We start from the raw sequence: 24,324 nt of genomic DNA, 5'->3' as shown, positions 1-24,324 counted from the left end.
GCCATGAAAAAACCGGCCCTCGGGCCGGTTTTTTCTGCCTGTCATCCCCGCCGGTCAGCGCGTGTAGTAACCCACCGCGACCATGTAGTGACCGACCTTGCGCAGGTAGGCGTGCTTATTCTCCACCTGGGTGGTCACCGGGTTGCGCCACTGGTATTCGAACTCCCCTTCGCCCTGGCCGCGAGCCAGCTCCAGCATGGCGTGGCCGACCGGGTTGCCGCCCGGATCCTTCAGCGAAGCGAAGTCGGTGCCGACCATGCGGTTGTTGAAGCCGTGGGCAACGAACCTGGAAGTGTCGAGATCCACGACGAACACATAGAGGTCGTCCTCGATGAAGCTGCTATCCAGCGCGTTTACCTTGCGGAAGGTAGCGTCCGGATCGGTTTCCACGGCCTTCACGGCCTTGTCCAGCATCGCCACCGCCCGCTCCGGCGTGGCGCGCGGCAGGTAGTAGCCGGTGGCGATGAAGCGCTCGCCTACCCGCTGGTAGTACACGTGCTTGCGCTCGACGCGGCCATCGGACCAGTTCTTCCAGCGGTAGTCCGCCTGCTTCACCTTGCCGCTAGCAGGTTCGGCGAGCGCCTTGGCGAACTGTTCGCGCAGGGCGGGATCGAGCGTCGTCGACACGTCGCGACCGATCAGCACCACCGAAGGCCCGCCGCTGGCCAGCATGGTGCCTTTGCTGTCCACCACGAAGACGTAGAGATCGCCATCGATGAACTCACCCTGGCGGCTGAACGCCGCAAAGGCCTTGTCCCCCTCCTTCTCGTAGTAGGTCACGGCCTTGTTCAGCAGCGCCTGGGCGCGCTTGGCCTCGGCCGGAGCGGCCGTCTGCGCGGCGAACAGGGAAAATGCAGACATCAACAGGGAAACCAGCAACAGCGATTTCAACAGCGTTTTCATACCGATGAGCCCCCCAGGGCATGTCTTGGCGTTTTGCACTGAGCATAGATAGCCTTGAGGGTTTCGCGCCGGGAAAGGGCCGATTTCCCTGATGATTCAGCCGAAGAAGCGCTTCATCGACCGCGACAGCCAGCCTCCCTGCCCCTGGTCGCGGGTCAGCGCCTGCATTCCGGCCTTCACCGACGCCACGTAGTTGGCGTCGTCGTTGCGGATGTGATTGAACAGCCAGCGACCCAGCAGTCCCTTGAGCTCATCGGCCACGTCCTCGCCGGACTCGAAGCGCATGCGGTAATCGGAAACCCGCTTGATGAACAGCTCATGGACCTTCTTGTGCGCGCGGGTGAACTGGTAGCCGGAGTCCTCCAGCAGGGTTTCCTCGAAAGCGAAATGCGAAAGGGTGTAGTCGACCAACTCCTCGATCACGTTGCCCAGTAGCGCCCGGTCATGCCGTGCCTGTGCGTCGTGCAGTTGGTTGATCATCTCGACGATGCGCTTGTGCTGCGCGTCGATTACCTGGATCCCGGTATTGAGATCCTCCTGCCAGACCAGATAGGCCATCTTCCCCCCTCACTCGCCGGACGGCGACACTGCCTGCAACCCGCGCCCGGCCACAACGGTACGACCGCATGCAGCACGTCCAGACTAGGGAGAGCGACAAAACGCGGCCATGATGCCGGTCAACCCCAAATCGCCGAAATCATCGGTTTAGAGCGGTCATTTCGGACTCGTCCGATTGCATCTTGCCGATTCTCCGCACAGAAGCTCGGATCAACCTGTAGGAGCGAGCGTGCTCGCAAACCGCATGAGCATTGGGGTTGCCGGAAACGGGTTCGCAGGCAAGGACTGGGCGTCCCCCTCGGCCCTGCGAAAAGCCCGCGCGGCGCAACGAAAAACGCCGCTTCCAGGGAAGCGGCGTTTTCAATGGCCGGTCGCGGGGTCAGTCCTGCATCCCCACATGCCGCGGGTGATCGGCCACCCGCGCCAGCCAGGCGTTGATCGCCGGGAAGTTCGACAGGTCGAAGCCGCCCTGGTGCGCCACATGGGTGTAGGCGTACAGGGTGATATCGGCGATGGAATAGCTGTCGCCCACCAGATAGGGCGTCTGCTCCAGTTGCTTCTCCATCACCTTCAGCGCCTTGTAGCCGCCCTTGTGGCAGCGGACGTACTCCTCGCGGCGCTCCTCGGGCAGGCCGAGGTAGAACTCGATGAAGCGCGCCACCGCCACGTAGGGCTCGTGGCTGTACTGCTCGAAGAACTGCCATTGCAGCACCTGGGTGCGCAGGCGCGGTTCGCCGGGCAGCAGGTCGCTGCCGTCGGCGAGGAAGTTGAGGATGGCGTTGGACTCCCACAGGCAGGTGCCGTCTTCCAGCTCCAGCACCGGCACCTTGCCGTTGGGGTTCTTCGCCAGAAACTCGGGCGTCTGCGTCTCGCCCTTGAGGATATCGATGTCGCGCCACTGGTAAGGCAGGCCGAGCAGGTGCAGGGCCAGCTTGACCTTGTAGCAGTTGCCGGAAAGTTGATCGCCGTAGACGGTGTACATGGTCACTCCTCAGTGAGCCTGGGCTTCGCGGATTACCGCAGCCAGGCGACGCAGGCCCTCGCCCGCGCGCTCGGGCGCCACGTGGCTGAAGTTCAGCCGCAGGTAGCCGGGGTTGGCGTCCGGGTCGGTGAAGAACGGCTCGCCAGGCATGAAGGCTACGTTCTGCCGCAGGGCCGCGTCGAGCAGTGTGCGCGTGTCCAGCGGCTGCTTGAGCTTCAGCCAGTAGAACAGCCCGCCCTGGGGCAGGTTCCAGTCGGCCAGCTCGGCGAAGTGCTCCGCCAGTTGCACCTGCATGGCATCGCGGCGGATGCGGTAGAAGTCGCGCAGCTCGGCCAGGTGGCCACGGTAGGCCTCGGTGCCGAACCATTGCAGCGCCTGCCACTGGCCGACACGGTTGGTATGCAGGTCGGCGGACTGCTTCAGGCGCAGCAGGTGCGGGAACAGGTCCGGGGTGGCGATCAGGAAGCCCACGCGCAGGCCCGGCAACAGCGTCTTGGAAACGGTGCCGGTGTAGATCCAGCTGGAGGTCTTCAGGCGGCTGACCAGCGGAGTCGCGGCGCCTTCGTCGAACACCAGCTCGCGGTAGGGCTCGTCCTCGATCAGGGTCACGCCGAACTCGTCGAGCACGGCGGCGACCTCGTCGCGACGCTGTTCGCTGTAGCGCACGCCGGACGGATTCTGGAAGGTCGGGATCAGGTAGGCGAAGGCCGGCTTGCTGGTCTCAAGACGCTGGCGCAGCGCGGCAACGTCCGGGCCTTCGGCGCCCAGCGGCACCGTCAGGCAGTTCGCCCCGAACAGCTGGAACGCCTGCAGCGCGGCCAGGTAGGTCGGCGCTTCGAGCAGCACCTCGGTGCCCGGATCGATGAACAGCTTGCTGGCCAGATCGAGGGTCTGCTGCGAGCCGCTGACTATCAGCACCTGGCTCGCCTCGCAGGGTACGCCGAGCTTGCGCGCGTCGGCGGCGATGGCCTCGCGCAGGGCCGGTTCGCCCTCGCTCATGCCGTACTGGCCCATGCCCGCGGGCATGTCGGCCCACTCGACCTTCGGCAGCATGGCCTCGGCGGGCAGGCCGCCGGCGAAGGACATCACTTCCGGACGCTGCGCCGCAGCCAGGATTTCACGAATCAGGGAGCTTTTCAGACGGGCAATGCGTTCGGAGAAGGCCATTGGGGTCACCGGTAGCGTGAGCACGGAGGAATGAGTCAAACTGCTTGACCGAAACTACGACGCCCCGCACGGATACGTCAATATGCCTGACCTAATAAAAAGCGCACTGCAGCTCCAGGCCATCGAAGCGTTCTTCTACAGCTACCGAGCCTTCACCGCGAAACCGGACGAAATGCTCGCCCGCCGCGGGCTCAGCCGTGTCCATCACCGCATCCTGTTCTTCATTGCACGCAAGCCGGGCCTGAGCGTCAGCCAGTTGCTCGCCGCCCTGGGCGTGACCAAGCAGGCCCTGAATACGCCGCTGCGCCAACTGGTGGAAATGCACCTGATCCGCAGCGAAGCGGCCGACAGCGACAAGCGCAAACGCCTGCTGGAACTGACGCCCGAAGGCAGCAAGCTGGAGAAAGCCCTGCGCCGCGAACAGGACCGGCTGTTGCGCCGCGCCTTCAACGAGGCCGGCGAGGATGCGGTCAAGGGCTGGATGGCGGTGAACCAGGCCATCGCCCATCCGCTGGAACGGGATTAACCCGTCGCGCCGTCCAGCTCCCGCGCGCCGCGCAGGAACATCAGCGCCAGGGGGATGGCGCCGACCATCGCCAGCAGCGTGCCGGGCACGAACAGGACGACCGTCGCCAGACACCCGCCGGTCACCACATCGAACCAGCCCATCACCTTCACCGAGGGATAGGGCAGCGGGATCTTCAGCACGCGGATGCCATACCAGAGCTGGGCGATGCCGCTGGGCAGGAACATCAGCAGGAAGGCCAGCGTGGCGAGGCTGTTGACCTCGCCGAACTGGACGTCGAATACCAGGCTGTGGAGCTGCATCAGCACCGCCATGCCGATCGAGATCGCCAGCGGCCAGCGCAGGCCACGGGCACTGAAACGGTCCTCGAGGAAGCGCGTGCAGCGCCAGCTCAGGAAGCAGCCGAGCAACACGCTCAGCACGCTCAACCACACCTCCAGTTGCGGGATGCCGAAAAAGCCCGGCAGGCGATTGACGATCGACAGCCCCAGCAGAACCAGCTCGCTGAGCAGCAAGGCCAGGCTCAACCCCGCCAGCACTCGCAACCCGCCGGCATTCCAGTTCCCGCTGAGGAAAGGCTCCGGCGCCCGGGCGTCTACCAGCTCTACCTTGGGCGCGGCGTAAGGGTTCTGGTCCATTGGCCATAGACTCCAGGCTGACGATGGAGGTGCAACATACTGAGCCCGCCGGGCGATTGCCAGCGCCACTGTACGGCCCACTCGGCGCCTGGCTGTTACGGGACAGCCTCCGTCACCGGCATTAGTCTGCAAGCACAACAAGACCGGTGTATTCCGCCATGCCCATCGAACTCCTCGGCGCCTTCGTGCTGTTCGCCTTCGTCACCTCCATCACCCCCGGCCCCAACAACATGATGCTGCTGGCCTCGGGCGTGAATTTCGGCATCCGCCGGACCATTCCGCACATGCTTGGCATCAGCATCGGCTTTCTGCTGCTGGTGGTGGCCGTCGGCATGGGCCTGCACCAGCTGTTCGAGCGCTTCCCGGCGAGCTACCAGGCACTGCGCTACGCGGGCGGCGCCTACCTGCTTTACCTCGCGTGGAAGATCGCCCGTGCCGGCGCCCCCGAAGCCGCCGATGCGCAAGGCAGCCAGCCGATGAGCTTTCTCCAGGCCGCCGCCTTCCAGTGGGTCAACCCCAAGGCCTGGGTCATGGCAGTGGGCGCCATCGCCACCTACCTGCCGCCCGACGCCTTCATCAGCAACGTGATTATGCTGGCCACCCTGTTCGCCGTGGTCAACCTGCCCAGCGTGGGCGTCTGGACGATCATCGGCAGCCTGCTGCGGCGCTGGCTGGAAGATCCCAGGCGCCTGCGCCTGTTCAATGTCGGCATGGCGGCCCTGCTGGTCGCCTCGCTCTACCCGCTGCTCACCAGCGCCTGATGGAACCCCGTATGACTGACACCGCCCCCGCACGCCTGCGCCCGTTGGCCGACACCTCCCCCGCCGCCGTGGTCGCGGGCTTCGTCGCCATGCTCACCGGCTACACCAGCTCGCTGGTGCTGATGTTCCAGGCCGGCCAGGCGGCGGGGCTCTCCAGCGCGCAGATTTCCTCGTGGATCTGGGCGCTGTCCATCGGCATGGCGCTGACCACCATCGGCCTGACCCTGCGCTACCGCACGCCCATCGTCATCGCCTGGTCCACCCCCGGCGCCGCACTGCTGATCAGCAGCCTGCCCGGCGTACCCTACGGCGAGGCCATCGGCGCCTTCATCGTCTGCGCCGGGCTGATCACCCTGTGCGGCATCACCGGCAGCTTCGACCGCCTGATGCGCCAGGTGCCCGGCTCGCTGGCGGCTGCCCTGCTGGCCGGCGTGCTGTTCCGCATCTGCGTCGAGATCCTCAATGCCGCGCAGCAGCAAACCCTGCTGGTGGTAGCGATGTTCCTCAGCTACCTGGTGGCCAAGCGCCTGTCGCCGCGCTACGCGGTGTTCGCCGCGCTGCTGGTGGGCGTCGTCCTGGCCGGCGTCCTCGGCCTGCTCGACTTCAGCCACTTCCAGCTGGAAATCGCCCGTCCAGTGTGGACCGCGCCAAGCTTCTCGCTGGCCGCCACCATCAGCATCGCCATTCCGCTGTTCATCGTGGCGATGGCCTCGCAGAACATGCCGGGCCTGGCCGTACTGCGCGCCGATGGCTATCAGGTGCCCGCCTCGCCGCTGATCTCGGTGACCGGCGTCGCCTCGCTGCTGCTGGCGCCCTTCGGCTCCCACGGCATCAACCTGGCGGCGATCAGCGCGGCCATCTGCACCGGCCCGGAAGCCCACGAGAACCCGCACAAACGCTACACCGCCGCGCTCTGGTGCGGCCTGTTCTACGGCGTAGCCGGCATTTTCGGTGCCACCCTGGCCGCACTGTTCGCCGCCTTGCCCAAGGCGCTGGTGCTGTCCATCGCGGCGCTGGCCCTGCTCGGCTCGATCACCAACGGCCTGACCAACGCGATGGCCGACGCGCGCCAGCGCGAAGCGGCGATGGTCACCTTCCTCGTCACCGCTTCGGGGTTCACCCTGTTCTCCGTGGGCTCGGCGTTCTGGGGCCTGGTGGCCGGGCTGCTGACCCAACTGGTGCTGAACTGGCGCCGTGCGCCGTAATGGCGCACCCCTTCTGCTAGCATGCGGGCGATTGACCGAACCGGATCGCCCCGCATGCTGCACACCCTGGCCGTCGCCAACTACCGCTCGATCAACTCGCTGGTGCTGCCGCTGGGCCGGCTGAATCTGATCACCGGTGCCAACGGCAGCGGCAAGTCCAACCTCTATCGCGCCTTGCGCCTGCTTGCCGAGACCGCCCAGGGCGGCGTGGTGAATGCACTGGCGCGCGAGGGCGGGCTTGAATCCACCTTCTGGGCCGGGCCGGAAACCCATTCACGGCGCATGCGCACGGGCGAAGTGGAAGTCCAGGGCGGACCGCGCAACGAAGTGAAGCGCCTGCGCCTGGGCTTTGCCGGCGAAGATTTCGGCTACGCCATCGCCCTCGGCCTGCCGCCTCCGCCGGTGGTCAGCGCCTTCGGCCTGGACCCGGAGATCAAGCACGAAAGCATCTGGGCCGGCCCCTGGTACCGCCCCGCGTCGCAACTGGTGGAACGCAACGGGCCTATGCTGCGCGCCCGCGAAAGCCGCAGCTGGCAGGTGCTGGAGCAGCACATCCCGACTTTCGACAGCCTGTTCACCCGGATCGGCGGCGGCTCGGACTGCCCCGAAGCCCTGCTGCTGCGCGAGCAGATTCGCGGCTGGCGCTTCTACGACCACTTCCGCACCGATGCCGACGCCCCCGCGCGCCAGCCGCAGCTCGGTACCCGCACCCTGGTGCTACACCACGACGGCCGCGACCTCGCCGCTGCGCTACAGACCATTCGTGAAATCGGCAACGCGACAGCACTGGAAACCGCCATCACCGACGCCTTCCCCGGCGCCGAACTGCAGATCGACTGCCAGCCCGGTGGACGCTTCGCCGTGGCGCTGAAGCAATACGGCCTGCTGCGCCCGCTGAGCGCGGCGGAACTCTCCGACGGCACCCTGCGCTACCTGCTACTGGTCGCCGCCCTGCTCACCCCGCGCCCGCCGTCGCTGATGGTGCTCAACGAACCGGAAACCAGCCTGCACCCGGACCTGCTGCCGGCGCTGGGACGGTTGATCATCGAGGCCTCGAAGCACACCCAGGTCTGGGTCGTGTCCCACGCCAGCCGGCTGATCGCCACGCTGGAGGAGCACCCCGAGTGCAACTGCCTGCACCTGGACAAGGAACTGGGCCAGACGCGCATCCGCGACCAGGACATGTTCGATGCCCCGGCGTGGCATTGGCCGGATTAAGCCTGCTCAGCGGCAGCCGGCGCGCGCCTTCGCAGGATGGCCAGGGCAGCGATCCGCGGGCTTGCGATACCCACGCTGCCCCTGCACGGCCTCGATGAGTATCGCGGCGCTCCCCCATCCTGCGGCGCTCCAAGGGAAACACTGAGCACAGCGCCCTTGCAGGAGCATCAGGCAGGCGCCTGCTCCGGCGCGGTCCTGGTCACGCCACGACTGACCCACCAGCCGAAGAGGCCGGCGGTGAAGAACATCAGCACGCCGTAGATGGCCGCCGGGATCGCCATGGTCTTGTTGTTGAGCAGCATCGGGCTGAGCGCCAGGGCGATGGCGAGGGTGCCGTTGTGGATGCCGATCTCCATGCCGATGGCGATGGACTGAGGCTTGGACAGCTTGAGCAGGCGCGGAATCCAGTAGCCCAGGGCCAGGCTCAGCAGGTTGAAGCACAGTGCCGCCGCGCCGACGATGGGCGCATAGGTGAGGAACGTTTGCCAGTCCTTGGTCACGGCCACGCCGATGATCACCGCCAGCAGCAGCGCGGAGAGGATCTTCACCGGCTTCTGCAGCGCCGCCGCCACGCCCGGCAGCAGGCGCCGCACGATCATGCCGATGGCCACGGGGCCGAGGACGATGATGAACACCTGCACCACCTTGGCGAACTGCAGCGGGATGGTCTGGCCGTCGTTCATGAAGTACAGCAGCGACATGTTCACGATCAGCGGCATGGTGAGGATGGCGATCACCGAGTTCACCGCAGTCAGCGTGATGTTCAGCGCGACGTCGCCGTGGGCCAGGTGGCTGTAGAGGTTGGCGGTGGTGCCGCCGGGGGATGCGGCAAGCAGCATCATGCCCACGGCGAGCGCCGCTTCGAGGGCGAAGCCCAGGGTGATGAGGAAGCACGCCAGGGGCAGCAGGATGATCTGGCACACCAGGCCGATCAGCACGGGCTTGGGATAGCGCACCACGCGAGCGAAGTCGGCGATGGTCAGGGACAGGCCGAGGCCCAGCATGATGATGCCCAGGGCGATGGGCATGAACAGCGTCAGCAAGGGATCGTTGGTCATTGTCATTATTCTCCAACTGGAATGGGCCGATTGTTTCGGCCTCTTGGGCGCTTGTAACTGGCCTTGCAGGCCAAAACCACTTCATCCTGTAACAGAATGCGAAAGTTTGTAGCGAACGGGGTGGGATCGTGAGGCGAGCGAGCTTTTTTGTAGGAGCGAGCTTGCTCGCGAACCGCCCAGCGCCGCAGCGGCCGGGAAAACCGTTCGCGAGCAAGCTCGCTCCTACAGGTCTTTCAGGTCAGAAATGGCGGGGGACCTGCCCTCTCCCCCGCCCTCTCCCTGAAGGAAGAGGGAGCTTTCCTCTGCCAGATTGAATTCAGCGTACGCCTGGCACCATTGCGCTCAGAACAGCACTGAACGGCCCGACGTCGATGCTTCACCGCACGCCGAACGGCCTCCGCTCCCTTCGGAGCGGACCGCGCAGCCAGGGCTGGGAAAGGGAACGCCCCAGAACACTCACTCGGGGAAGATCAGATCGCCGTCGCCCCGCCATCCACCGGCAGGGCGATACCGGTGGTGAAGCCGGCGTTGTCGCTGCACAGGTAGAGCACGGCGGAGGCGATTTCCTCGACGCGGCCGACGCGGCCCACCGGATGCATGGCGGCGGCGAACTCGGCCTTCTTCGGGTCGGCCTCGTAGGCGCGGCGGAACATGTCGGTGTCGATCACCGCCGGGCATACCGCGTTGACGCGGATTTTCTTCTTCGCGTACTCGATGGCGGCGGACTTGGTCAGGCCGATCACCGCGTGCTTGGAGGCAGCGTAGATACTCATCTTCGGCGCAGCGCCGAGGCCCGCGACCGAGGCAGTGTTGACGATGGCGCCGCCGCCCTGCTCCAGCATCAGCGGAATCTGGTGCTTCATGCACAGCCAGACGCCCTTCACGTTGACGCCCATGATGGCGTCGAACTCACTCTCCTCGCCGTCGGCCAGCTTGCCCTTCTCGATCTCGATACCGGCATTGTTGAAGGCGTAGTCCAGGCGGCCGTAGGCGGCTACGGTGCCGTCCACCAACGCCTTGACCTCGGCGTCACGGGTCACGTCGCAGCGGATGAAGGTGGCTTCCCCGCCGGCCGCGCGGATCAGCTCGACGGTGGCTTCGCCGCCCTTGGCGTCGACATCGGAAACCACGACCTTGACGCCCTGCTGGGCAAAGGCCTGGGCGGTGGCGCGGCCGATGCCGTTGCCGGCGCCGGTGACCAGGGCGACCTGGCCGGAAAGCAGCTGACTCATGAGCGTTCCTCGAAGCAGTGTGGGGATAACCGTCGCAGTCTAGCCAGCGCATTGCGGGCGCGAAGCACTATCAGGCGGGGCGACGTCGCTGCATCCATGCCAATGATGATTGCCGCGAGCAAGGATCACTGGCGCCGATGGGCGGACATTCCCCCAGCGGACGGAACTTGCCCCAACGCCGCGCGCGGACTATCACCTAGGCTTTCTCCCTGACTGAGTCCACTGCCATGCCCGCCCAGATCAATCGCCAGTTCCAGCTCGCCCAGCGCCCGGTCGGCGCCGCCACCCGCGATACCTTCGCCTACGTGGAAACCCCGGTCGGCGAGCCCGGCCCCGGCCAGATCCTGGTGAAGAACCAGTACCTGTCGCTGGACCCGGCCATGCGCGGCTGGATGAACGATGCCAAGTCCTACATCGCCCCGGTGGCCATCGGCGACGTGATGCGCGCCCTGGGCGTGGGCCAGGTGATCGCATCGCAACACCCGGACTTCAAGGTCGGCGACGAAGTGAACGGCGCCCTCGGCGTGCAAGACTACTTCCTCGGCGAACCCAAGGGCTTCTACAAGGTCGACAGCCAGCGTGCGCCGCTGCCGCTGTACCTCTCCGCGCTGGGCATGACCGGCATGACCGCCTACTTCGGCTTCCTCGACGTCGGCCTACCCCAGGCCGGCGACACCGTGGTCGTGTCCGGCGCCGCCGGCGCGGTGGGCAGCGTGGTCGGGCAGATCGCCAAGATCAAAGGCTGCCGCGTGGTCGGCATCGCCGGCGGCGCCGACAAGTGCCGCTACCTGGTGGACGAACTGGGCTTCGACGGCGCCATCGACTACAAGGCCGAGGACGTCCACGCCGGCCTCAAGCGCGAGTGCCCCAAGGGCGTGAACGTGTTCTTCGACAACGTCGGCGGCGACATCCTCGACGCCGTGCTGGCCCGCCTGGCGCCCAAGGCGCGGGTGGTGATCTGCGGGGCGATCAGCCAGTACAACAACAAGGAAGCCGTGCGCGGCCCGGCCAATTACCTCTCGCTGCTGGTCAACCGTGCGCGCATGGAAGGCATGGTGGTGATGGATTACGCCCACCGTTTCCAGGAAGGCTTCAAGGACATGGCGACCTGGATCGCCGAGGGCAAGCTGAAGTCGAAGGAAGACATCGTCGAAGGCCTGGAAACCTTCCCCGAGACCCTCGCCAAGCTGTTCAGCGGCGAGAACTTCGGCAAGCTGGTGCTGAAGGTCTGACGGCCTAGGCGGCTCTGATGTAGGAGCGAGCTTGCTCGCGAACACACTTTCCGGCGAGTGCGGTGCTGGGCGGTTCGCGAGCAAGCTCGCTCCTACAGACAAGACTTCGCCTCCCGCGACATTTTCCGCGCTCTATCTCGATGATTTCCGACAAGCTCTGTTGAGCCTTTCCAGCTAGGATTTCCCCTGGTCGATTCCAAGGAAGATCCCCCCGAATGTCCCTCGCCCGTTGGCTGCCCGGTCTGGACAGCCTGCTGCACTACCGTTTCGACTGGCTGCCGCGCGATGTGCAGGCTGGCCTGTCGGTCGCCGCGGTGCAGATTCCCACCGCCATCGCCTACGCGCAGATCATTGGCTTCCCCGCCCAGGTCGGGCTCTACGCCTGCATCCTGCCGATGCTGATCTATGCCCTGGTGGGCAGTTCGCGGCAGTTGATGGTCGGTCCGGACGCCGCCACCGCCGCGATGGTCGCCGCCGCCATTACGCCGCTGGCCGCCGGCGATCCGCAGCGCCTGCTGCAACTGTCGATGATCGTCGCGGTGATGGTCGGCGCGCTGTCCATCGCCGCCGGATTCGCACGTGCCGGCTTCGTCGCCAGCTTCCTCTCGCGGCCAACGCTGGTGGGCTACCTCAACGGCATCGGCCTGAGCCTGATCGCCGGCCAACTCGGCAAGCTGCTGGGCTACCACAGCGAAACCAGCGGTTTCGTCCGCGGCCTGATCGCCCTGCTGCGCAACCTCGCCGATACGCACCTGCCGACCCTCGCGCTGGGCATCTCCACGCTGCTGCTGATGATCGTCCTGCCGCGCTTCTACCCAAAGGTGCCCGGCGCCCTGGTCGGCGTGCTGTTCGCCACCCTGGCGGCCGCTCTGCTGGGGCTCGACCAGTACGGCATCAAGCTGCTCGGCGAGGTGCCCCAGGGCCTGCCCACGCTGACCCTGCCCCACGCCACCTACGAGGAACTGGGCAGCCTGTTCCGCGATGCGATGGGCATCACCATCATCAGCTTCTGCAGCGCCATGCTCACCGCGCGCAGCTTCGCCGCGCGCCACGGCTACAGCATCGACGCCAACCATGAGTTCATGGCGCTGGGCATGGCCAACATCGGCGCGGGGATTTCCCAGGGCTTCGTGATCAGCGGCGCCGACTCGCGCACCGCGGTGAACGACATGGTCGGCGGCAAGAGCCAGATGGTCGGCGTCGTCGCCGCACTGGTGATCGGCCTGATCCTGTTGCTGTTCAGCAAGCCGCTGGGCTGGGTGCCGGTGCCGGCACTGGGCGCGGTGCTGCTGATGGCCGGCTGGGGCCTGATCGACTTCCGCGCGCTGCGCGGCTTCTGGCAACTGAGCCGGTTCGAGTTCAGCCTCTGCGTGCTGACCACGGTCGGCGTGCTCAGCGTCGGCGTGCTGCCGGGCATCTTCGTCGCCATCATGCTCGCCCTGCTGCGCCTGCTCTATCTCACTTATCGCCCCCATGATGCGGTGATGGGCTGGGTACACGGCATCGACGGCCAGGTGGAGCTGGAGCAGTACCCCAACGCGCACACCCTGCCCGGCCTGGTGATCTACCGTTTCGATGCGCCGCTGCTGTTCTTCAACGCCGACTACTTCAAGCAGCGCCTGCTGGAGGTGGTCGCCGCCGCCCACCAGCCGCGCGCTGTGCTGCTCAACGCCGAGGGTATCCTCAACCTGGACATCAGCGGCCTGACCTCCCTGCGCGAGGTGCAGCAGACGCTGGATGCCCAGGGCGTGCACCTGTCGCTGGCGCGGGTCACCGGCGAGACAATGGCAATGCTCAAGCGCTCCGGGGCGCTGGGCGAGGTGAAACCGCCGCTGGTATTCAGCTCGGTGCGCGCCGGGGTCAATGCCTACCGGCGCTGGCACCAGCAGCGCAAGGCGCAACACAACTGGGACCCGCACTCGCCATCGAATCGGCCCGACCAGCCCCGATAACGCACGGCAAACCGCTCGAGGCGCACCTCAAGAACACTGAAAGGACATTTCAGACCCAAGCTGCAGCCGATGCCTGCAGCGCCGCTGCAGGGCTGCAAGGCAAATTCCGACACCTCGTGTCTACGTCGAGACATACGAATGAATGCCTGCTATCGCCTGGTCCTGCTGCGTCCGATCGCCGGATTCGCACCCGGCCTGCGGCTGCCGGAGCTGTACCGCGAACAGCAGCGGATCGATTCGCTGTTGAGCGCACGAAGGCTGCCGTCGATCTCACACTTCCTTTGCCCTTTCGGCTGCGACGAGGTCAAGGGCGATCAGCTTGGCTGCTGGTTCGACGCCGACAGCGGCCGGCGCCTGGTGCAGAGCATCCTCGATCTGCTCCAGGGCCGGACGCTGGAGTGCGACAATCGCCCCGCCCTGCTCCAGGAGCTGTTCGCCCTGCGCGAGCGGCTGGACGCGGCGAGGTTCAACGACAACCTCTGGCAGCTCAACCTGGAACTGGCGTTCGCCTGACGGCACGGCGCCAGGCGCTTGGCTTTACTTGGGGCGAAGCATGCTGAAGGTGTCGCGGGTATAGCTGTATTGGGTTCCGCCCAGGCGCCCCACCAGGTCCAGCTTCGCCGGATCGACATGGCGCTCGTCGCGCATCACGCCGTCGTCGACATGCGCCAGCAGCACGCGGGCGAAGATCAGGTAGGCGCTGGGCTTGTCCGCCGGATAGGGGACGATCTCGGCCAACTGGCATTCGAAGGCCACCGGCGCACCAGCCACGCGTGCCGGCGCCACGCGCTCGCTGGGCAGCGTGGCGATGCCGGCATGCTCGATCTCGCTGACACCGTGGGGCAGCCAGGCGGCGGTGGCGTTCATCGCCTCGGCCTGGGCGGCGCCGACCAGGTGGATCACCAATTCGCCGGTTTCGCGCACGTTGCGCAGGGTGTCCTTCACGCTGCCGTCGTCGCGCACGCTGGTGTTGACCATCAGGGTCGGCGGTTCGTCGCTGATGACCTGGAAGAAGCTGAACGGCGCAAGGTTGCTCTTGCCCTCGGCGGACAGCGTGGAAACCCAGGCGATCGGGCGCGGGGTGACGGTGGAGGCCAGCCAACGGTAGGCGTCGGCGGGCGCGAGGGTGGTGAAATCGAGTTGCATGCAAGGTTCCCCTGACTGCCGGACGGATCGGTGCGTCCGTCCGCCCGGCGATTATGCCCGCGCCAGGGACTCCCGGCACACGGGCCTAGCGTCCGGCGCGCGACTCCTTGATGTAGTAACGCGCCTTGGTGGCCTTGTCGAGGCACCCGCCATAGGACTCGACCTGCTGCTCGGTCTTGGCGGCGGTGATCAGGGTGAACGCCTTGGAGTAGCTGACGGTCCCGGCAAAACCTTCGGCCTTGGCCAGGTCCAGCTCCTTCCAGGCCGCGTTCAGTTCGCTGGCGCAGCTGTCGCGATTGACCGTGTTGCCCGAGCAGCCGGCCAGCAGCAGGCTGGCGGCGAGTACAGCGTAGAGTGCCTTCATGACGACCTCCTTGGTTGTGCAGGCGCCTTCCAGCTTAGACGGCCCCGGCCGCTCGCGCCGGACTACACTGCCTGTTCGTTCACGCAACGCAGGAACACGATCATGCTGTATCACGGAAGCTGCCATTGCGGCGGCATCGCCTTCGAGGTGGAAGGCGAGATCGGCGAAGTCATCCAGTGCAACTGTTCGATCTGCAGCCGGCGCGGTTCGCTGCTGTGGTTCGTGCCCCGGGACAAGCTGCGCCTGACCACGCCGGAAAGCGCCATGAGCACCTACACCTTCAACACCCACCGCATCCAGCACCGCTTCTGCCCCACCTGCGGTTGCGCGCCGCTGGCGTACGGCACCACGCCCGACGGCAAGCCGATGGCCGCGATCAACGTGCGCTGCCTGCCGGAGGTGGACGTGGGCGGGCTGAAGGTTCGCGAGTACGACGGCAAGAGTCTGTAGCCGGAAGGGCATGAGGCGCGCCCGGTAGGCGCCTATCGCGGAGAAGCTCCGCCCCTCGAGAGCCGCCGCTGCACCACAGAAGCATCCGGATGGGTATTTTGTAGGGGCGGCTGCCTGATGATTTGCAGCGGCGGCTCTCGAGGGGCGGACTTTTTTCGCGATCCCGTCCTGTCTCAGGAAAACCGCAGGCACAAAAAAGCCACTCCGAGGAGTGGCTTTCTCAGCTCCGGACAAAGGATCACTCCGGCATCTTCATCACCACACGGCCGCCGCCCGGGCAGGTTTCCATGTAGTAGTTGGCGTCGCGGTACTGGGCAAAATCGAACACCCGGTCGATGCTCGGCTTGAGCAACTGGTCGGCAGTCATCTGGTTGATCGCGGCCAGCGCCCGCTGCACGGCTTCGTCGTTGCGGGTCAGGCCGATATCCGGCTGGCCGGTGAAGTCCAGCACGCAGTGACGGTAGAACTGCAGGTGCTTCTTGAACGCCGCGCAAGCCGGGAAGGCCGCGTCGTTGCCGCCATTGATGCCGTAGAGGATCAGCTTGCCGCGCGGCGCGGCCACGTCGCCCAGCAGTTTCATCTGCGGACCGGCGCACTGGTCGAGGGCGATCTCCACGCCCTCACCCTTGGTGAAGCGCTCGACCTCCAGCACCAGGTCCTGCTCCTCGGTGTAGATGATCTTGTCCGCCCCCAGGTCCTTGAGGAACTCGCGGGTTTCATCAGAGCTGGTGGTGGCGATCACCTGGGCGCCAAGCGCCTTGGCCAGTTGCACGGCCTGCGGGGCCAGGCAATGGCCGGCCTCGGTAATCAGCACGCGCTGGCCGGGCTTGATCTGCGCCAGGTCCACCAGCGCGAAGTAGGCATACAGCAGGCCGGTGTAGTGCACGGCGGCCTCGATCGGGCTCAGTACCTCGGGGTAGCGCGTCAGCGACGTGCGCGGCAGCACGACGTGGTCGCCCCAGGCCGGATAGAGGTTCGGCGAGTTCGCCGGGAAACTGGCCACCGGCGTACCGGGCTCGAGGTCTTCCACGCCTTCGCCCACGGCTTCGACGATGCCGGAGAGTTCATAACCGATGCCCGCCGGCAGCTTGGCCTGATCCGGGGCGAGGTTCTGCCGCCAGAGCACGTCGCGCCAACTGACGCCCAGTGCCTGGGTACGGACCAGCACTTCACCCGGCCCCGGTTGCGGGGTCGGCATTTCCTCGATCTTCAGGACCGAGGCGTCACCGAACTGGTGGAAACGGATCATGCGGGACATCACATACCTCGCCTTTGTAGTGCTTCATAGCCACGGACTCTATCCGGGCTTTAGGGGTGACGCCACCGTTCACCATTGATAATTGACATAAACGGCGATGATTCGGCCCGCGCTGCAAGCCTTGTCCGGCGCGGCTGCAAGGCTCTGCGACGGGGCTGCGGGAGGGACCGGGGCGACTCTGTTCCTACAGAGTCTGACCACACCGCCGGGGCGAGATTCTCATTAAAAAAGTAGAAATTGATCAAGGACTTATCTGACAGACTTGACTCAGGACACGCTCGGCCTCACTTTCCCCCCATCGCCAGGGAGTCCCCATGAACCGCAACGACCTTCGCAAGGTTGATCTCAACCTGTTGATCGTTTTCGAGACGCTGATGCACGAACGCAGCGTGACCCGCGCCGCCGAGAAGCTGTTTCTCGGCCAGCCGGCGATCAGTGCGGCCCTGGCCCGCCTGCGCAGCCTGTTCGACGATCCGCTGTTCGTCCGCACCGGACGCAGCATGGAACCCACCGCGCGAGCGCAGGAAATCTTCGGTCACCTCTCGCCGGCGCTGGACTCCATCTCCACCGCGCTGAGCCGAGCCGCCGACTTCGACCCGGCCACCAGCAAGGCGGTGTTCCGCATCGGCCTGTCCGATGACGTGGAATTCGGCCTGCTGCCGCCGCTGTTGCGCCGCCTGCGTTCCGAGGCGCCGGGCATCGTGCTGGTGGTGCGTCGCGCGAACTATCTGCTGATGCCGCAACTGCTGGCCTCCGGGGAAATCTCCGTGGGTGTGAGCTACACCGACGAGCTGCCGGCCAACGCCAAGCGCAAGACCCTGCGCCGCAGCACCTGGAAGGTTCTGCGCGCCGACTCGATCCCCGGCGCCCTGACCCTCGACGACTACTGCGAGCGCCCGCATGCGCTGGTGTCCTATGCCGGCGACCTGGACGGTTTCGTCGACCAGACCCTGGCCGAGATGGAGCGCAAGCGCCAGGTGGTGCTGGCGGTACCACAGTTCGTCGGCCTTGCCCAGTTGCTGGCCGGCACCGACATCATCGCCACGGTGCCCGAATACGTGGCGCAGGCCCTGACCGCCGCCGGCGGCCTGCGCGCCGAGGAACCGCCCTTCCCCACCCGCCTGGCGGAGCTGTCGATGGTCTGGCGCGGCGCCCAGGACCAGGACCCGGCCGAACGCTGGCTGCGCTCGCGCATCACCATGTTCGTCGGCGATCCGGACAGCCTCTGACCTCCACAGCACCTGCCCCCTTGCAGGAGCGAGCTTGCTCGCGAATCCGCATCGCACGGTGCAACCGCTGGAAAGAGCTTCGCGAGCAAGCGCGCTCCTACAAAAAGCGCTTCCGGGAAATCTCCGTGCCCGCTTCTTCTATCTATTCCTGCGCATAGTGCAAAAGCATTTATCACTCCACGTGATAATCAAAATTCACTCGTTCGATTAGTTCCCCGGCGCCACCGAACGCAGACTCCGCCCCATCAGAAGTCCCAAACCAATTAGATCGTCGGAGTCTTTTCCATGGAGCGAAATCTCAACACCTTGCGTATTCCGCTGGCGCTGATCGCCGCGCTGGTGCTCAGCGCTTGCGGCAAGGCCCAGGATGCGGCGCAGAACATGCCCGCTCCCAAGGTCAGCGTGGCGGAAGTCATCGAACAGCCGATCAACGAATGGGACGAGTTCACCGGCCGCCTGGAGGCTCCGGAGTCCGTTGAGCTGCGTCCGCGCGTCTCCGGCTACATCGACCGCGTGGCCTTCCGTGAAGGCACGCTGGTGAAGAAAGGCGACCTGCTGTTCCAGATCGACCCGCGCCCGTTCCAGGCCGAGGTGCATCGCCTGGAGGCGCAGTTGCAGCAGGCCCGCGCCAACCAGACCCGCACCGTCAACGAAGCCGCCCGTGGCGAGCGCCTGCGCGCCACCAATGCCATCTCCGCGGAACTGGCCGACGCCCGCAGCGCCGCCGCCACCGAGGCGAAAGCGGTGGTTGCCGCGACCCAGGCGGAACTGGACAACGCCCGCCTGAACCTGTCGTTCACCCAGGTCACCGCGCCCATCGACGGCCGCGTCTCGCGCGCCGAAGTGACCGCCGGCAACCTGGTGAACAGCGGCCAGACCCTGCTGACCACCCTGGTCTCCACCGACAAGGTCTACGCCTACTTCGACGCCGACGAGCGCGTCTACCTCAAGTACGTCGACCTGGCCCGCAAGGGCGGCCCCGACGCGCGCGGCAGCAGCCCGGTGTACCTGGGCCTGACCGGCGAGGACGGCTTCCCGCACCAGGGCAAGCTGGACTTCCTCGACAACCAGGTGAACCCCAGGACCGGCACCATCCGTGGCCGCGCCGTGTTCGACAACGCCGACAACCAGTTCACCCCCGGCCTGTACGCCCGCATCAAGCTGGTCGGCAGCGGCACCTACGCCGCCGCGCTGATCAAGGACGACGCGGTCGGTACCGATCTGGGCAAGAAGTTCGTGCTGGTGCTCGACAAGGACAGCAAGGTGCAATACCGCAGCATCGAGCTGGGCCCGAAGCTGGAAGGTCTGCGCATTGTCCGCAACGGCCTGGCCAAGGGGGACCGCATCGTGGTCAACGGCCTGCAGCGCGTCCGACCCGGCGCCCAGGTCGATGCCCAGGGCGTCGAGATGGCCAGCCAGTCGACCCTCGCCACCCTCGCCCGGCAACGCCAGGCACTGGCTCAGAGCGAAGTGCCGAAGGTCGCCGAGAAATCCGCCAGGCCAGGCGCTCCGCGCAGCTGACCGCCACCCGCCCGAGCTCATCGAGGATCCCGCCGAGCGCCGCCAGAACCCGCGCCGGTGGATCATCGACGAACTCACCCTGAATCGACGTACCAGGCCCTGTCCCACCAGGGCCTCGGGTGACCTTTGTCCCGGGTTTGGCGAACGATGCGTTCGCGACAGGAACCAGCCATGAACTTTTCGCAATTCTTCATCCAGCGGCCGATCTTCGCCGCCGTGCTCTCGCTGATCATCCTGATCGGCGGGGCCATCTCGCTGTTCCAGCTGCCGATCAGCGAATACCCCGAGGTCGTGCCGCCCACCGTGGTGGTGCGCGCCAACTTCCCCGGCGCCAACCCCAAGGTGATCGGCGAGACCGTCGCCGCGCCGCTGGAACAGGCCATCACCGGCGTCGAGAACATGCTCTACATGTCCTCGCAGTCCACCGCCGACGGCAAGATGACCCTGACCATCACCTTCGCCCTGGGCACCGACCTGGACAATGCGCAGGTACAGGTGCAGAACCGCGTGACCCGCACCGAGCCCAAACTGCCGGAGGAAGTCACCCGCATCGGCATCACCGTCGACAAGGCTTCTCCCGACCTGACGATGGTCGTGCACCTGACCTCGCCGGATAACCGCTACGACATGCTCTACCTGTCCAACTACGCCATCCTCAACATCAAGGACGAGTTGGCGCGCCTGGACGGCGTGGGCGACGTGCAGTTGTTCGGCATGGGCGACTACTCCCTGCGCGTCTGGCTGGACCCGAACAAGGTCGCCTCGCGCAACCTCACCGCCAGCGACGTGGTGCAGGCGATCCGCGAGCAGAACCGCCAGGTCGCCGCCGGTTCCCTCGGCGCGCCGCCCGCGCCCAGCGCCACCAGCTTCCAGCTATCGATCAACACCCAGGGCCGCCTGGTCACCGAGGAAGAGTTCGAGAACATCATCATCCGCAGCGGCCCGGACGGCGAGATCACCCGCCTGAAGGACATTGCCCGCATCGAACTCGGCTCCAACCAGTACGCCCTGCGCTCGCTGCTGAACAACCAGCCGGCCGTGGCCCTGCCGATCTTCCAGCGTCCCGGCTCCAACGCCATCGCCATCTCCAACGAGGTGCGCGAGAAGATGGCCGAGCTGAAGAAGAACTTCCCGCAGGGCGTGGACTACTCCATCGTCTATGACCCGACCATCTTCGTCCGCGGCTCCATCGAAGCGGTGGTGCACACCCTGTTCGAAGCCCTGGTGCTGGTGGTGCTGGTGGTCGTGCTGTTCCTGCAGACCTGGCGCGCCTCGATCATCCCGCTGGCCGCGGTGCCGGTGTCGCTGATCGGCACCTTCGCGGTGATGCACTTCTTCGGTTTCTCGCTCAACGCGCTGTCGCTGTTCGGCCTGGTACTGGCCATCGGCATCGTGGTGGACGACGCCATCGTGGTGGTGGAGAACGTCGAGCGGAACATCGGGCTGGGACTCACGCCCATCGAGGCGACCAAGCGCGCCATGAAGGAAGTGACCGGGCCGATCATCGCCACCGCGCTGGTGCTGTGCGCCGTGTTCATCCCCACCGCGTTCATCTCCGGCCTCACCGGGCAGTTCTACCGGCAGTTCGCGCTGACCATCGCGATTTCCACGGTGATCTCCGCGTTCAACTCGCTGACCCTGTCGCCGGCGCTGTCCGCCGTGCTGCTCAAGGGACACCACGAACCGAAGGACCGTTTCTCGGTGCTGCTCGACAAGCTGCTGGGCAGTTGGCTGTTCCGTCCGTTCAACCGCTTCTTCGACCGCGCCAGCCACGGCTACGTCGGCACCGTCACCCGCGTGCTGCGCGGCAGCTCCATCGCACTGATCCTCTATGCGGGACTGATCGGCCTGACCTACCTGGGCTTCTCCAGCACCCCGACCGGTTTCGTGCCGCAGCAGGACAAGCAGTACCTGGTGGCCTTCGCCCAGTTGCCCGACGCCGCCACGCTGGACCGCACCGAAGACGTCATCAAGCGCATGTCGGAAATCGCCGGCAAGCATCCGGGCATCGAGAGCACCGTGGCCTTCCCCGGCCTGTCGATCAACGGCTTCACCAACAGCCCCAACAGCGGCATCGTCTTCACCACGCTGAAGGACTTCGGCCAGCGCAAGGGGCCGGGCATGTCCGCCGGTGAAATCGCCGCCGAGCTGAACCAGCAGTTCACCGACATCCAGGACGCCTACATCGCCATCTTCCCGCCGCCGCCGGTACAGGGGCTGGGCACCATCGGCGGCTTCCGCCTGCAAGTGGAAGACCGTGGCAACCTGGGTTACGAGGAGCTCTACAGCCAGACCCAGAACATCCTGGCCAAGGCCCGCGAGCTGCCGGAACTCGACCCGATGTCGCTGTTCACCAGCTATCAGGTGAACGTACCGCAGGTGGACGCCGCCATCGACCGCGAGAAGGCCAAGACCCACGGGGTTGCGATCAGCGACATCTTCGACACCCTGCAGGTCTACCTGGGCTCGCTGTACACCAACGACTTCAACCGCTTCGGCCGCACCTACCAGGTGAACGTCCAGGCCGACCAGCGCTTCCGCCTGGAACCCGAGCAGATCGGCCAACTGAAGGTGCGCAACAACCTGGGCGAGATGGTTCCGCTGGCCACCTTCATCAAGATCAGCGACACCTCCGGCCCCGACCGGGTGATGCACTACAACGGCTTCATCACCGCCGAGATCAACGGCGCCGCCGCGCCGGGCTACAGTTCCGGCCAGGCGGAAGCGGCGATCGAGCGACTGCTGAAGCAGGAACTACCCAACGGCATGACCTTCGAGTGGACCGACCTGACCTACCAGCAGATCCTCGCCGGCAACTCCGCGATCTACGTGTTCCCGCTCTGCGTGCTGCTCGCCTTCCTGGTGCTGGCCGCGCTGTACGAGAGCTGGGGCCTGCCGCTGGCGGTGATCCTGATCGTGCCGATGACCCTGCTGTCGGCCATCGCGGGGGTGATCCTGTCCGGTGGCGACAACAACATCTTCACCCAGATCGGCCTGATCGTACTGGTGGGCCTGGCGTGCAAGAACGCGATCCTGATCGTCGAGTTCGCCAAGGACAAACAGGACGAAGGCATGGACCGCATCAGCGCGGTACTGGAAGCCTGCCGCCTGCGTCTGCGCCCGATCCTGATGACCTCCATCGCCTTCATCATGGGCGTGGTGCCGCTGGTGCTGTCGTCCGGCGCCGGCGCCGAAATGCGCCATGCGATGGGCGTCGCGGTGTTCTCCGGGATGCTCGGCGTGACCTTCTTCGGCCTGCTGCTGACCCCGGTCTTCTATGTGCTGATCCGCCGCTTCATGGAGGCCCGTGAAGCGAAGAAACAGGCGCGTGCCGCCCTGAGCCACACGACCCACAACGAGGCCCACCAGGCATGAGCGTCATCAACATGAGTGCCGTGAAACTGTTCGTCCCCTCCCTGCTTGCGCTGGCCCTCAGCGCATGCATGGTCGGCCCCGACTACCAGAAACCCGCCACCGAGCCGGCCAAGGTCGCTACCGACGGCACCGCGCAAGGCTATGACCGCACCCGCTTCGAAGACGCCTGGTGGAAGCAGTTCGACGACCCGGTGCTGACCCAGCTGGTCGACCAGGCCCTCAAGGAAAACCGCGAGCTGCGCGTGGCCTATGCCCGCGTGCTGGCGTCGCGGGCGATCCGCGACGACATTGCCAATGACCGTTTCCCCACGGTCACCAGCCGCGCCGAAGGCCAGGTCGGCAAGGGCCAGGTGCCCGGCCAGACCGAAGACCGGGTCAACCAGGAGCGCTACGACCTGGGCCTGGACATGATCTGGGAAGTCGACCTGTTCGGCCGCGTGCGGCGCCAGCTGGAATCCAGCGACGCGCTGAGCGAAGCGACGATGGCCGACCTGCAGCAGTTGCAGGTCAGCCTGATCGCCGAGCTGGCCGATGCCTATGGGCAACTGCGTGGCGCGCAACTGCGCGAGAGCATCGCCAGGAGCAACCTGGAGAATCAGCGCGAGTCCCGCAACCTGACCATCCAGCTGCGCGACGCCGGTGTCGGCAGCGAGCTGGACGTACAGCGCGCCGAAGCGCGCCTGGCCGCCACCGAAGCCAGCGTGCCGCAACTGCAGGCCGAGGAAGTGCGCCAGCGCAACCGCATCGCCACCCTCCTCGGCCAGCGCCCGGACACGCTCTCCGTGGACCTGTCGCCGAAGAAGCTGCCGGCCATCGCCAAGGCCCTGCCCATCGGCGATCCGGGCGAGCTGCTGCGCCGCCGGCCGGACGTCGCTTCCGCCGAACGCCGCCTGGCAGCCGCCACCGCGGACGTGGGCGTGGCCACCGCCGACCTGTTCCCCAAAGTCAGCCTCGGTGGCTTCCTCGGCTACACCGCCGGGCGTGGCTCGCAGATCGGCTCGTCCGCCGCCAGCGCCTGGGGCGTGGCCCCGAGCATCACCTGGGCGGCCTTCGACCTGGGCAGTGTGCGGGCCCGCCTGCGCGCCGCCAAGGCCGACGCCGACGGCGCCCTGGCGACCTACGAGCAGCAGGTCCTGCTGGCCCTGGAAGAGTCGTCGAACGCCTTCAGCGACTACGGCAAGCGCCAGCAGCGCCTGGTGTCGCTGGTGCGCCAGTCCGAAGCCAGCCGCAACGCAGCGCAACAGGCCGGCCTGCAGTACCGCGAGGGCACCGTGGACTTCCTCAACCTGCTGGACGCCGAGCGCGAACAACTGGCCGCCGAGGACGCCCAGGCCCTGGCGGAAGTGGATGTCTATCGCGGCATCGTCGCCATCTACAAGGCCCTCGGCGGCGGCTGGCAGCCGTCGGCCTGATCGATCCTCCCCCGGTCGAGACGACCTCGACCTTTCCAGCCCCGCGGTCTGCGCTCCTGGCCGTGGGGCTTTTTTATGAGCGCCCCGCGCGGCTCCCACGAACGGAACATGCCGGGGTTCTGAAATCTGTCGGATGC

22 protein-coding genes are annotated in these 24,324 nt (G+C 66.2%); 12 read left to right on the top strand and 10 right to left on the bottom strand.

Annotated features, from left to right (window positions below):
* Positions 1-54 precede the first annotated feature (54 nt).
* The 4 genes from ACYCAX_RS20385 to ACYCAX_RS20370 form a co-directional block, all read right to left on the bottom strand.
* Positions 55-903, bottom strand: a complete 849-nt coding sequence (locus ACYCAX_RS20385; protein ID WP_460248707.1) for a cache domain-containing protein — start codon at positions 901-903, stop codon at positions 55-57.
* 96 nt (positions 904-999) lie between these two features.
* A complete protein-coding gene (locus ACYCAX_RS20380; protein ID WP_015476785.1) occupies positions 1,000-1,461 on the bottom strand; it encodes a bacteriohemerythrin in 462 nt (153 codons plus the stop codon).
* Positions 1,462-1,840: 379 nt separating this feature from the next.
* Positions 1,841-2,443, bottom strand: coding sequence for a glutathione S-transferase family protein (locus ACYCAX_RS20375; protein ID WP_015476784.1), 603 nt, complete (start codon positions 2,441-2,443; stop codon positions 1,841-1,843).
* 9 nt (positions 2,444-2,452) lie between these two features.
* The gene (locus ACYCAX_RS20370) at positions 2,453-3,610 is read right to left on the bottom strand and encodes an aminotransferase-like domain-containing protein (protein ID WP_015476783.1); all 1,158 of its coding nucleotides are present in this window, start codon (positions 3,608-3,610) and stop codon (positions 2,453-2,455) included.
* A gap of 82 nt (positions 3,611-3,692) precedes the next feature.
* On the opposite strand from ACYCAX_RS20370, the gene ACYCAX_RS20365 reads away from it, so the two are divergent.
* Positions 3,693-4,136: a MarR family winged helix-turn-helix transcriptional regulator gene (locus ACYCAX_RS20365; RefSeq protein ID WP_015476782.1), complete on the top strand. Its 444-nt coding sequence runs from the start codon at positions 3,693-3,695 to the stop codon at positions 4,134-4,136.
* Here ACYCAX_RS20365 and ACYCAX_RS20360 read toward each other — a convergent pair.
* Positions 4,133-4,774, bottom strand: a complete 642-nt coding sequence (locus tag ACYCAX_RS20360; protein ID WP_015476781.1) for a hypothetical protein — start codon at positions 4,772-4,774, stop codon at positions 4,133-4,135. The genes ACYCAX_RS20365 and ACYCAX_RS20360 overlap by 4 nt on opposite strands.
* A 158-nt stretch (positions 4,775-4,932) precedes the next feature.
* Here ACYCAX_RS20360 and ACYCAX_RS20355 point away from each other — a divergent pair, with 158 nt between their 5' ends.
* The 3 genes from ACYCAX_RS20355 to ACYCAX_RS20345 are packed head-to-tail and all read left to right on the top strand — an operon-like array spanning position 4,933 to position 7,958.
* The gene (locus ACYCAX_RS20355) at positions 4,933-5,535 is read left to right on the top strand and encodes a LysE family translocator (RefSeq protein ID WP_460248706.1); all 603 of its coding nucleotides are present in this window, start codon (positions 4,933-4,935) and stop codon (positions 5,533-5,535) included.
* A gap of 11 nt (positions 5,536-5,546) precedes the next feature.
* Positions 5,547-6,740 carry a benzoate/H(+) symporter BenE family transporter gene (locus tag ACYCAX_RS20350; RefSeq protein WP_015476779.1) on the top strand — a complete coding sequence of 398 codons (1,194 nt, stop codon included), beginning with the start codon at positions 5,547-5,549 and terminating at the stop codon, positions 6,738-6,740.
* A 54-nt stretch (positions 6,741-6,794) separates the two neighbouring features.
* Complete coding sequence (locus tag ACYCAX_RS20345; RefSeq protein ID WP_460248705.1) at positions 6,795-7,958, top strand: AAA family ATPase; 1,164 nt, start codon at positions 6,795-6,797, stop codon at positions 7,956-7,958.
* A gap of 167 nt (positions 7,959-8,125) precedes the next feature.
* On the opposite strand, the gene ACYCAX_RS20340 is transcribed toward ACYCAX_RS20345, so the two are convergent.
* Both ACYCAX_RS20340 and ACYCAX_RS20335 read right to left on the bottom strand, forming a co-directional pair.
* Positions 8,126-9,016: a bile acid:sodium symporter family protein gene (locus ACYCAX_RS20340; RefSeq protein WP_460248704.1), complete on the bottom strand. Its 891-nt coding sequence runs from the start codon at positions 9,014-9,016 to the stop codon at positions 8,126-8,128.
* A 470-nt stretch (positions 9,017-9,486) separates the two neighbouring features.
* Positions 9,487-10,248 (bottom strand): SDR family oxidoreductase, encoded by a 762-nt coding sequence (locus ACYCAX_RS20335; RefSeq protein ID WP_015476776.1) that lies wholly within the window; start codon positions 10,246-10,248, stop codon positions 9,487-9,489.
* Between the two features lie 227 nt (positions 10,249-10,475).
* Between ACYCAX_RS20335 and ACYCAX_RS20330 the strand changes: the two genes are divergently transcribed.
* The 3 genes from ACYCAX_RS20330 (at position 10,476) to ACYCAX_RS20320 (ending at position 13,945) form a co-directional block, all read left to right on the top strand.
* Positions 10,476-11,480: an NADP-dependent oxidoreductase gene (locus ACYCAX_RS20330; RefSeq protein ID WP_015476775.1), complete on the top strand. Its 1,005-nt coding sequence runs from the start codon at positions 10,476-10,478 to the stop codon at positions 11,478-11,480.
* A 215-nt stretch (positions 11,481-11,695) separates the two neighbouring features.
* Positions 11,696-13,432: a SulP family inorganic anion transporter gene (locus ACYCAX_RS20325; RefSeq protein WP_294977618.1), complete on the top strand. Its 1,737-nt coding sequence runs from the start codon at positions 11,696-11,698 to the stop codon at positions 13,430-13,432.
* Positions 13,433-13,570: 138 nt separating this feature from the next.
* Entirely contained in the window at positions 13,571-13,945 is a 375-nt protein-coding gene (locus ACYCAX_RS20320) for a hypothetical protein (protein ID WP_294977616.1), read from the top strand.
* A 24-nt stretch (positions 13,946-13,969) separates the two neighbouring features.
* Here ACYCAX_RS20320 and ACYCAX_RS20315 read toward each other — a convergent pair whose 3' ends face one another.
* A complete protein-coding gene (locus ACYCAX_RS20315) occupies positions 13,970-14,578 on the bottom strand; it encodes a flavin reductase family protein (RefSeq protein WP_294977614.1) in 609 nt (202 codons plus the stop codon).
* An 85-nt stretch (positions 14,579-14,663) separates the two neighbouring features.
* Positions 14,664-14,942 carry a hypothetical protein gene (locus ACYCAX_RS20310; RefSeq protein WP_015476771.1) on the bottom strand — a complete coding sequence of 93 codons (279 nt, stop codon included), beginning with the start codon at positions 14,940-14,942 and terminating at the stop codon, positions 14,664-14,666.
* 102 nt (positions 14,943-15,044) lie between these two features.
* Here ACYCAX_RS20310 and ACYCAX_RS20305 point away from each other — a divergent pair, with 102 nt between their 5' ends.
* The gene (locus tag ACYCAX_RS20305; protein ID WP_015476770.1) at positions 15,045-15,392 is read left to right on the top strand and encodes a GFA family protein; all 348 of its coding nucleotides are present in this window, start codon (positions 15,045-15,047) and stop codon (positions 15,390-15,392) included.
* A 238-nt stretch (positions 15,393-15,630) separates the two neighbouring features.
* Here ACYCAX_RS20305 and ACYCAX_RS20300 read toward each other — a convergent pair whose 3' ends face one another.
* A complete protein-coding gene (locus ACYCAX_RS20300; protein WP_015476769.1) occupies positions 15,631-16,650 on the bottom strand; it encodes a zinc-dependent alcohol dehydrogenase family protein in 1,020 nt (339 codons plus the stop codon).
* A 314-nt stretch (positions 16,651-16,964) separates the two neighbouring features.
* Between ACYCAX_RS20300 and ACYCAX_RS20295 the strand changes: the two genes are divergently transcribed.
* The 4 genes from ACYCAX_RS20295 (at position 16,965) to ACYCAX_RS20280 (ending at position 24,187) form a co-directional block, all read left to right on the top strand.
* On the top strand, positions 16,965-17,879 hold the full coding sequence (locus ACYCAX_RS20295) for a LysR family transcriptional regulator (RefSeq protein WP_015476768.1): 915 nt from the start codon (positions 16,965-16,967) through the stop codon (positions 17,877-17,879).
* A 285-nt stretch (positions 17,880-18,164) separates the two neighbouring features.
* Positions 18,165-19,400 carry a multidrug efflux RND transporter periplasmic adaptor subunit MexE gene (mexE, locus tag ACYCAX_RS20290; RefSeq protein WP_015476767.1) on the top strand — a complete coding sequence of 412 codons (1,236 nt, stop codon included), beginning with the start codon at positions 18,165-18,167 and terminating at the stop codon, positions 19,398-19,400.
* 171 nt (positions 19,401-19,571) lie between these two features.
* Entirely contained in the window at positions 19,572-22,775 is a 3,204-nt protein-coding gene (locus ACYCAX_RS20285) for an efflux RND transporter permease subunit (RefSeq protein ID WP_015476766.1), read from the top strand.
* A complete protein-coding gene (locus ACYCAX_RS20280; protein ID WP_294975788.1) occupies positions 22,772-24,187 on the top strand; it encodes an efflux transporter outer membrane subunit in 1,416 nt (471 codons plus the stop codon). The genes ACYCAX_RS20285 and ACYCAX_RS20280 overlap by 4 nt, the downstream gene beginning before the upstream one ends.
* Positions 24,188-24,324: the final 137 nt, after the last annotated feature.

The sequence above is a fragment of the Pseudomonas sp. MT3 genome (genome assembly GCF_054720805.1).
The sequence above is the reverse complement of the archived record's forward strand: the minus strand, read 5'-3'. Positions and strand labels throughout refer to the sequence as shown.

What these genes read in the sequence shown, in the direction of transcription:
- ACYCAX_RS20305 (WP_015476770.1), top strand. Translation starts at nt 15,045, where the DNA reads ATGCTGTATCACGGAAGCTGCCATTGCGGCGGCATCGCCTTCGAGGTG.
- ACYCAX_RS20335 (WP_015476776.1), bottom strand. Translation starts at nt 10,248, where the DNA reads ATGAGTCAGCTGCTTTCCGGCCAGGTCGCCCTGGTCACCGGCGCCGGC.
- mexE (WP_015476767.1), top strand. Translation starts at nt 18,165, where the DNA reads ATGGAGCGAAATCTCAACACCTTGCGTATTCCGCTGGCGCTGATCGCC.
- ACYCAX_RS20295 (WP_015476768.1), top strand. Translation starts at nt 16,965, where the DNA reads ATGAACCGCAACGACCTTCGCAAGGTTGATCTCAACCTGTTGATCGTT.
- ACYCAX_RS20310 (WP_015476771.1), bottom strand. Translation starts at nt 14,942, where the DNA reads ATGAAGGCACTCTACGCTGTACTCGCCGCCAGCCTGCTGCTGGCCGGC.
- ACYCAX_RS20330 (WP_015476775.1), top strand. Translation starts at nt 10,476, where the DNA reads ATGCCCGCCCAGATCAATCGCCAGTTCCAGCTCGCCCAGCGCCCGGTC.
- ACYCAX_RS20355 (WP_460248706.1), top strand. Translation starts at nt 4,933, where the DNA reads ATGCCCATCGAACTCCTCGGCGCCTTCGTGCTGTTCGCCTTCGTCACC.
- ACYCAX_RS20380 (WP_015476785.1), bottom strand. Translation starts at nt 1,461, where the DNA reads ATGGCCTATCTGGTCTGGCAGGAGGATCTCAATACCGGGATCCAGGTA.
- ACYCAX_RS20365 (WP_015476782.1), top strand. Translation starts at nt 3,693, where the DNA reads ATGCCTGACCTAATAAAAAGCGCACTGCAGCTCCAGGCCATCGAAGCG.
- ACYCAX_RS20375 (WP_015476784.1), bottom strand. Translation starts at nt 2,443, where the DNA reads ATGTACACCGTCTACGGCGATCAACTTTCCGGCAACTGCTACAAGGTC.
- ACYCAX_RS20320 (WP_294977616.1), top strand. Translation starts at nt 13,571, where the DNA reads ATGAATGCCTGCTATCGCCTGGTCCTGCTGCGTCCGATCGCCGGATTC.
- ACYCAX_RS20345 (WP_460248705.1), top strand. Translation starts at nt 6,795, where the DNA reads ATGCTGCACACCCTGGCCGTCGCCAACTACCGCTCGATCAACTCGCTG.
- ACYCAX_RS20340 (WP_460248704.1), bottom strand. Translation starts at nt 9,016, where the DNA reads ATGACCAACGATCCCTTGCTGACGCTGTTCATGCCCATCGCCCTGGGC.
- ACYCAX_RS20325 (WP_294977618.1), top strand. Translation starts at nt 11,696, where the DNA reads ATGTCCCTCGCCCGTTGGCTGCCCGGTCTGGACAGCCTGCTGCACTAC.
- ACYCAX_RS20385 (WP_460248707.1), bottom strand. Translation starts at nt 903, where the DNA reads ATGAAAACGCTGTTGAAATCGCTGTTGCTGGTTTCCCTGTTGATGTCT.
- ACYCAX_RS20285 (WP_015476766.1), top strand. Translation starts at nt 19,572, where the DNA reads ATGAACTTTTCGCAATTCTTCATCCAGCGGCCGATCTTCGCCGCCGTG.
- ACYCAX_RS20280 (WP_294975788.1), top strand. Translation starts at nt 22,772, where the DNA reads ATGAGCGTCATCAACATGAGTGCCGTGAAACTGTTCGTCCCCTCCCTG.
- ACYCAX_RS20350 (WP_015476779.1), top strand. Translation starts at nt 5,547, where the DNA reads ATGACTGACACCGCCCCCGCACGCCTGCGCCCGTTGGCCGACACCTCC.
- ACYCAX_RS20360 (WP_015476781.1), bottom strand. Translation starts at nt 4,774, where the DNA reads ATGGACCAGAACCCTTACGCCGCGCCCAAGGTAGAGCTGGTAGACGCC.
- ACYCAX_RS20370 (WP_015476783.1), bottom strand. Translation starts at nt 3,610, where the DNA reads ATGGCCTTCTCCGAACGCATTGCCCGTCTGAAAAGCTCCCTGATTCGT.
- ACYCAX_RS20315 (WP_294977614.1), bottom strand. Translation starts at nt 14,578, where the DNA reads ATGCAACTCGATTTCACCACCCTCGCGCCCGCCGACGCCTACCGTTGG.
- ACYCAX_RS20300 (WP_015476769.1), bottom strand. Translation starts at nt 16,650, where the DNA reads ATGTCCCGCATGATCCGTTTCCACCAGTTCGGTGACGCCTCGGTCCTG.